The sequence below is a fragment of the Aureimonas sp. D3 genome (genome assembly GCF_001463805.1).
Taxonomy (GTDB): Bacteria; Pseudomonadota; Alphaproteobacteria; order Rhizobiales; family Rhizobiaceae; genus Aureimonas; species Aureimonas ureilytica_A.
Genome location: NZ_BBWM01000098.1, coordinates 1 through 2,494, shown reverse-complemented (window position 1 = coordinate 2,494; position 2,494 = coordinate 1). Strand labels below are relative to the sequence as shown.

Sequence of the window (2,494 nt, the reverse complement as noted above, 5' to 3'; positions counted from 1 at the left end):
CGTCGAGCCGCCCCATTTGACCTGCGCGACAACGGCACCGTCCGACCATCGGCGCACGTCCACCCTCTGGATGGTCACCGGGAAGTTGTTCGGCCGAACGCCCAGGATCGTGTTGACCACGTTGGCCCAAAGGAAGCGGCCCTCCTTGGTTTCGAACGTGGTGGAGAAGCCCCAGGACCGATACTGGTACTTCGCGAACGACGTCCCATTGCCGCCCGAGCGGCCGGACGTGTCGCCTGACGCGTAGCCGCTGTCGTTGAGCGCATAGTCGGTTGGCAACCCGAAGCGGTTCGACGCGAGCATGTACTTCTCGCCGCCGATCGCGCTCGCCGGCACCGGCACCGCGTACTCGAATGGCGTCCGTTTGGAGCCTCGCGCCGATCCCGCCAACCGCTCGATCAGAGCGTTGGCATAGCGGCCGGGGCCGACCGGCGCGAGACCCGCCAGCAGCTTGTCGCCCTGCGCGGACACGGCGAGGTCGCCGTCATTGCGCTCCAGCGCGACGGTCGAGCCGGCGGTTTTGCCTGATATCGTTGCCAACTCCGAGCCCGGCGTCTGCCCGGCCTCCCAGGACGATTTCGAGAGCGTGAGGTCTCCCAGCTCCGGGATCGCAGGATTGGCCGAATCCACCGTCCGCGTGATCTGGACTTGCACGAGCCTATCAGTCGGCGAGCAGGCATAGAGCTTCTTGCCCGTCTGGACGGTCTCGTCGGAACCGATCACGCTGCCGGGCGTCCCTGAAGCCGGCAGCGCATCGGCCAGAAGGATCATAGGCCGATAGCCCAACACGGTGCTGACGATGCGGGTGCCATCCGTGTTGGCGGCCGAGATCAGCGTCCAGTCCGTGCCGAGAAAGATGGTCTTGGTTTCAACGGCCATCGTTGCGGCCCTTTCCAACACGGTTTGAACGGGATTTGAGGCGGGCGCGAATCCAGAACGGGAGGCCGAGCGCGAGGACGCCCGCGCCCATCAGGAGCGCCATCGGCCAGCCGGCGGAGGCGGCGACGCAATGGATCATGTCGAGGTCGGCCGTGAGCTTGCCGACGCCCGGATCGGCGTAGGCGAGATCGTGCGCCGCGCAGCAATGCGCCCAGGTGCCCTCGGGCCAGAGGGTGCAATGATCGGTCATTGCGCCACCTTCGCCGCCGCGCGGAAGAGGTCATCGACCTGATCGTCCGTCAGCTTCAGGACCGCTGCCAGCGCGTGGATGTTGGGATTGTCCAGCCGCCAAACGAGGGCGGACTCCCACCAGATGCGCATGGGCTCGTAGGCGTCGCTCCCGTCGATGATCGCTTTGACACGGCCATAGAGGCCGGCGTCGTAGAGCGCGATCTTGGCCTGTGCCGGCGTGACCTCGGACGGAACGGGATCAGCGGCGATCGGCGTTGCTGGCAACTCACTGAGGGGGCGCAACAGCCACGTATCCCCTGACCAGACGGCGAACTGTTTTTGCGGATCGAACTGCGGGGGCTCGACCAGCACCGAATTCACCGGCCGCCCAAGGTCGAGGTCGACGTTCCGCGTTTCGATCCAAACGGCGTTCTCGTCGATGAGATGAACTTTGGTCATGGCTTGCCTCGGATGAAACGCCGCATTCCGGTCGTCGGACTGCTGATGTTCGGCATCTGGAAGTCGGTGTCTGCGACGGCGGGCCGAGCCCTCTTGACGGTCGTTTTGGTGTTGTAGGGAACCGCCAAAGCCAGCCCGTCGCTCGGCCGCATGAAGCGCGGTAGCTGGGTCGGATAATCTACGAATCGAAACCCGAGTTTGGTCGTGGTCCCATTGGGCTGCATGACCCAGACGTCCGCACCGTTCATGAGGATGACGCGGCCTTTGCCATCGGTCTGGACGCTATAGACGTAGCCGGGAATATCTGGGTTCGCTGTGCTGCCCCCCGGCGGCGTCGTCAGAAGAAGTGTCGCCGTGCCGGTACTGGGATCGATGCGATGGACGGTGACATTGTTGCTATTGGGCAGCTGAGCCACAAGGTAGATGCTGCCCAATACATAGAATATGCGAGATGTGTTGATCTCGTTGGCTCTGGGGTGGGAAAACCAAGCCTGCCAATTGCCGGCGGCGCTTGGGTCCGTGGCACGATAGATGTTGCCGCTCGCCGACGAGAAATAGAACACGTCGTTCACGCAGATGATCGACGAATAAGTTCCGCTGGCGGACGCAGCATTGAGGCTCATGGAATTCCAAGAGCCGTCGTAGGAGGTTCTCCAGACCAGTTGGCTCGACCCTGCCACTTGGCCGACAAGGTAGCTGCCGGACATGGCATAGGACATGGCGAAGTTGCCGGAGGTGATGCTGTCGCTATGCTTCGTCCACGTCTCGCCGTCCGCCGAAATCTGGCTCACCATGACGACGTTGTTCTGATAGTCGAGCGTGTAGCGAGGCGGGGCGACGTATCCCCCCTTGAAGAAGAACACGTCAGCAGGCGCGGTAAACTGATGGCGGGTGGTGGTCAGTTCCGTGAAGGTCAGACCATCAT

Annotated in this window: 4 protein-coding genes; all 4 read right to left on the bottom strand. The window is 63.2% G+C overall.

Features of this window, described 5'->3' with window-relative positions; all coding sequences use genetic code 11:
* Positions 1-879 (bottom strand): hypothetical protein (locus AUL36_RS22960; protein WP_156418555.1); only part of this gene is annotated, 879 nt, incomplete at its 3' end.
* Positions 869-1,129 (bottom strand): hypothetical protein, encoded by a 261-nt coding sequence (locus tag AUL36_RS22955; RefSeq protein WP_062224581.1) that lies wholly within the window; start codon positions 1,127-1,129, stop codon positions 869-871. The genes AUL36_RS22960 and AUL36_RS22955, both read right to left, overlap by 11 nt.
* Positions 1,126-1,569, bottom strand: coding sequence for a hypothetical protein (locus tag AUL36_RS22950; RefSeq protein ID WP_062224579.1), 444 nt, complete (start codon positions 1,567-1,569; stop codon positions 1,126-1,128). The genes AUL36_RS22955 and AUL36_RS22950 overlap by 4 nt, the downstream gene beginning before the upstream one ends.
* Positions 1,566-2,494, bottom strand: a 929-nt coding sequence (locus tag AUL36_RS24385) for a hypothetical protein (protein WP_192843903.1), incomplete at its 5' end; no start/stop codon positions are given. The genes AUL36_RS24385 and AUL36_RS22950, both read right to left, overlap by 4 nt.

Coding starts and splice junctions, on each gene's coding strand:
- AUL36_RS22955 (WP_062224581.1), bottom strand. CDS start 1,129: ATGACCGATCATTGCACCCTCTGGCCCGAGGGCACCTGGGCGCATTGC.
- AUL36_RS22950 (WP_062224579.1), bottom strand. CDS start 1,569: ATGACCAAAGTTCATCTCATCGACGAGAACGCCGTTTGGATCGAAACG.